Raw genomic sequence first — 4,388 nt, forward strand, 5'->3', positions numbered from 1 at the left:
TTTTAGGCGAGATTTCAAAGGCGAAATCCCGCCCAAGATCGCAGCAGAGGTCATAAAATTTTATAAAAGGAAAGATATGCAAGATCCAAAGCAAAGGGCGGAGCGGATCGCCGAAATTTTAAACGAAAAGAAAGCCGAAAATGTCCAGATCATCGATATGGAGGGGCGCGAATATATCGCGAAATTCGTAGTTATCGCCACTATGCTGACCGCCCGCCACGCAGCCTCGCTCATCGAGGAGCTAAAAAGCGCGCTCAAGCCGCTCGGCGAGGAGTTTTTGGCTATCGAAAGCGGCGATGAGTGGAGCGTCGTCGATCTCGGCGACATCATAGTCCATCTCATCAGCGAGGCCTACCGCGCCAAATACAATATCGAGGACTTCCTCGACAAGCTCAAAAAAGAGCAATTTTAAGGAGGGAGCGTGCCGAGACAGACCTGGAGCAGCAAGCTCACATATATCTTAACCGTCGCAGGCGCCACGATCGGCTTTGGCTGCACGTGGAGGTTTCCGTATTTAGTCGGCGAAAATGGTGGTGGCGCCTATGTGCTCATATTTTGCATCGCGATGATCGTGCTTGGGATCCCGATGATCTTGGTAGAAAACGTCATCGGACGCCGTGCGCTAAGAAACTGCGTCGATGCCTTCACGGCGCCTAAAAAGGACGGCTCGCGCATAAAGCCTGCATGGAAGATCGTAGGCATCATGGGCGTAATCGGCGCGTTTGGAATTTTAGCCTACTATATGGTTCTCGGCGGCTGGGTGCTAACCTATATCGTAAACATCGTAAGCGGCAACTTCGACCTCTCCGCGCGGATCACCGATCCCGCATTCACGCAAAAATTCTACGCAGATCACATCGAAAATAGCCCGCTCGGCGTCGGAGCTTATACGCTCGTTTTCATAGCGATCAACTGGTACATTTTGAAAAACGGCATCATCGAGGGGATCGAAAAATTCGTAAAATTTTTAATGCCCGCGCTATTTTTGTGCTTCATCGCGGTGATCCTTACAAATTTAACGCTTGAAGGCGCAAAGGAGGGCGTGAAATTTTATCTCGGCGTCGATTTTGCCAAGATCACGCCCAAGCTTTTGATCGACGTTTTGGGTCAGGTCTTTTTCGCGCTCTCGCTCGGATTCGGCGTGATGATCACGCTGTCTAGCTTCCTCAACAAAGACGAGAAGCTGATGCAAACGGCCACCATCACCGCAGTCGTAAACACGCTCATCGCCGTGCTTGCGGGCTTTATGATCTTCCCGTCGCTCTTTAGCGCAGGGCTTGAGCCGAGCAGCGGCTCGTCGTTAGTTTTTAAAAGCCTGCCGATCGCGTTTTCGCACATGCCATTCGGCAACGCCGTCGCGGTGGTCTTTCTCTCGATTTTGCTCATCGCCGCGCTTACGACGTCGATCACGATCTATCAGGTCATCATAAATTTCGTCGAGGAGCGCTTCGGCTTTTCGACGCTAAAGGCGGTAAATTTAACGCTCGGCGGCGTCTTCGTGCTCGGCAACCTGCCCTGCATACTCTCAAGCAGTGTGCTTGCGGACGTTAAAATTCTGGGGCGCTCGGTTTTCGACGCCTTCGACTTCGTAAGCGCGAACGTCTTTTTCGTGCTAACGGCGCTTCTGTGCTGCATCTACGTGGGCTGGGTGCTGAAAAAGGACGCGATCTACGAGCTCACCAACGAAGGCGATCTAAGCGCGCGGCTCGCAGGAGTTTGGTTTTTGTACGTCAAATTTATCCTGCCGCTTATCATCGCGGTGATCTTCGGATACGGGATTTTCGGCTAAATTTAAAGCCGCGAGAGTTTTAAATTTTAAATTTACCCGCGGCGGTGCGGCGGAATTTTAAAATTTCATTCGCTCCGTTACATATGCTGCGGCGTAAGTTTTTACTCGGTGCGACACATTGTATTGAAACTTGCGGCACGGCGGTCTTGCGACTAGGTGCGAGACACTGCACCGCAGTTATAATATAAATTCAGCGCAGGCGTAGCCTGCCCCTTGTAAAGCGTCGTCGGGGGTTAGGTGGGGTTTGGGACGGGAAAGGGAGCGACCTCGCAACCAGGGCCCCCTTCCCGCCCCAAGAAAAGCTTGGGGGCGGCGCGGCGGAATTTTAAAATTTCACTCGCCGCCGCACTTTAAAATTTCCGCGGCAGGCGCGCGATAAATTTAAAATTTAGCCGCAATTTAGGGGTTTTCAATGCTTCTGTTTTTCTTTACGATCTTCCCAATATCGCTGATGCCGGGCATCAACATGACCTACGCGCTAAATCTCGGCATCGCGCGCGGCTATCTTAAGGCGCTGCCCGCGCTACTTGCGCAGGTGCTGGGCGTCATGCTCGTGGCGCTTGCGTGTATATTCGGCGTCGCGGGCATTCTGCTTGCGCACCCTGCGGCGCTTAGCGCGATTAAAATTTTAGGCGGCGCGTATATTTTCTATCTGGGTGTCGCGACCTTTTTAGCGCGCGGAAATTTTAAGCTGCAAAAACAAAAGCGCAGCGAAAATATCTTCCTACAAGGCTTCGTAGTCGCGGTCTCAAACCCCAAGGCGTGGATATTTTTTACCGCGCTCTTTCCGCCGTTTTTGGACGCGGACAATCTTTTCGGCGCGCGCACCTTCGCCCTCGTCGCTACGCTGTGCGCCAGCGAAAGTATCTGCCTTAGCATCTACGCGCTGGGCGGATCGGTGCTAAAAAATCTGTTGAAAACCCATCTGAAATACCTCGAAATTTTCTGCTCGGTGCTGATGTGCGCGATCGGGCTGTGGATGATTTTGGGCTAAAATTTTGATTAAATTTAGCGCCCGAGCTTTGATGGAATTTTATTAAATTTAAAAGATAGATTGAAAAGTGGTATTGCTGCGGCTAATCTCAAGAAAAGCCCTTAAAATTTAGCCGCTAGCTTTGAATTAAAATTTTAAGCGATCGACCGCGCATGCTAAACGACGCGGCGATTATCGTCCGCAGCGAAACGGCGGCGCGTTTAGGCGGTTTTGGCTTTGTGTAGCATCGCCTCGCCCCACGTGCGCTTAAATTTTAAAATTTAATCTCTGCCGTGAAGCTCGTCGATGTAAAATTTCACAGAGCCAAGACCCTCTTTTTTAGCCCATTCGTAGGCGCTTGAGACAAACCCCCAGTTGATGCCTGCGTAGAATTTCTCCAGATATTTCGGGCGCGCGTTGTGCTCATCGATGTAATACGCGTGCTCCCAAACGTCCACGACCAGAAGCGGCACTAGCCCTTCGGTCACCGGCGTAGCGGCATTTTGGGTCGCTTTAATGCAAAGCTTGCCCGATTTGGGATCGTAAGCGAGCCACACCCAGCCCGATCCGAAATGCGCCGTAGCAGCGGCCAAAAACTCGCTTTTAAAATCCGCGAAATTTTCCGCTAGCGCCGATTTTAGCTCCGCAGACGGCTCGCTAGGCTTTGCGATGCAATCCCAGTAAAAATCATGGTTGTAAACCTGCGCTGCGTTATTGAAAAGCCCACCGCTAGCGGCCGTTACGATCTCGTAAAGCCCCTTGCCCGCAAACTCGCCTGATTCGGTAAGTTTATTTAAATTTGCCACGTAGGTCGCGTGGTGCTTGCCGTGGTGATAATCACAGGTTTGCTTGCTTACGACCGCGTTGTGCGCCGCATCGAACGGCAACTCTCTAAGTTTAAACATCTTTCTCTCCTTGAAATGATTTGAAGCGATTATAGCCTAAAATTTCTAAACGAATAATAAAATTTATTATTTAGGATTAATTTTAAGACGAATTTCAATCTAAGCTCGCTCCTACTATAATCGCGTTTCAAATTTAAAATTTAGGCGGTTTGTTAACGCCAAAGTTTTGCTTTCATCCTCGTCGGAGCGCTTTTCGAGTGCGACCGGGCGTACGGGTTTAAGCGCACTGCTAGTACGCACGATTGGCTACTGACCGCAACCTGCGTAATTGCGAGCTTTTTTAATTTATGCTTGCTTTAAAATACATCGGCGCGGTACTCGCATACGTCCTAGACACGGGGCTCGGCGCGCTTTTTATCGTCTTTCTTGAAACTGCTATCGCGCCAAAAGAGGACTTGGAGATTAGCCCGCTTCGCATATTTTTTATATTCACGCTAAGCTTATGCACAGGCATCGGCACGATCGGCGCCGTGATCCTAGGCGTATTCATCCGCCGCGAGAAAATTTCTGCGCGCAAAGCGCCTGTTATTTCTCATAATTTCAAGCGCCATGATGCTGAAATTAATTTAGAATTTTGGCGAATTTAGCTAAGCTTAGCGCTAAATTTAACGCAAAGGAAAACCATGAAAATCATCGAAGGCTCGCTTGCTCTTAAGGGCAGCGAAAAAATTCTAATCATCAACGCCCGCTTCAACCACATCATCACAGATCGCCTAGTCGA

At 50.1% G+C, this 4,388-nt stretch carries 5 protein-coding genes and 1 pseudogene; 5 read left to right on the forward strand and 1 reads right to left on the reverse strand.

Going from position 1 to position 4,388, the window contains the following annotated elements:
- The 3 genes from rsfS to Q0238_RS07465 form a co-directional block, all read left to right on the forward strand.
- Nucleotides 1–412 (forward strand): ribosome silencing factor (rsfS, locus tag Q0238_RS07455; protein ID WP_297944570.1); only part of this gene is annotated, 412 nt, incomplete at its 5' end.
- A gap of 9 nt (nucleotides 413–421) precedes the next feature.
- Complete coding sequence (locus Q0238_RS07460; RefSeq protein ID WP_297944573.1) at nucleotides 422–1,789, forward strand: sodium-dependent transporter; 1,368 nt, start codon at nucleotides 422–424, stop codon at nucleotides 1,787–1,789.
- A 412-nt stretch (nucleotides 1,790–2,201) separates the two neighbouring features.
- Entirely contained in the window at nucleotides 2,202–2,783 is a 582-nt protein-coding gene (locus Q0238_RS07465) for a LysE family translocator (RefSeq protein WP_297944576.1), read from the forward strand.
- Nucleotides 2,784–3,043: 260 nt separating this feature from the next.
- On the opposite strand, the gene sodB is transcribed toward Q0238_RS07465, so the two are convergent.
- Entirely contained in the window at nucleotides 3,044–3,667 is a 624-nt protein-coding gene (sodB, locus tag Q0238_RS07470) for a superoxide dismutase [Fe] (RefSeq protein WP_297944579.1), read from the reverse strand.
- Between the two features lie 287 nt (nucleotides 3,668–3,954).
- Here sodB and Q0238_RS07475 point away from each other — a divergent pair, with 287 nt between their 5' ends.
- The gene (locus Q0238_RS07475; protein ID WP_297944581.1) at nucleotides 3,955–4,254 is read left to right on the forward strand and encodes a hypothetical protein; all 300 of its coding nucleotides are present in this window, start codon (nucleotides 3,955–3,957) and stop codon (nucleotides 4,252–4,254) included.
- A 36-nt stretch (nucleotides 4,255–4,290) separates the two neighbouring features.
- Nucleotides 4,291–4,388: pseudogene (gene ribH, locus Q0238_RS07480) on the forward strand (6,7-dimethyl-8-ribityllumazine synthase); the annotation flags it as partial.

Source organism: uncultured Campylobacter sp., assembly GCF_938045775.1.
In the GTDB taxonomy this organism is placed as follows: domain Bacteria; phylum Campylobacterota; class Campylobacteria; order Campylobacterales; family Campylobacteraceae; genus Campylobacter_B.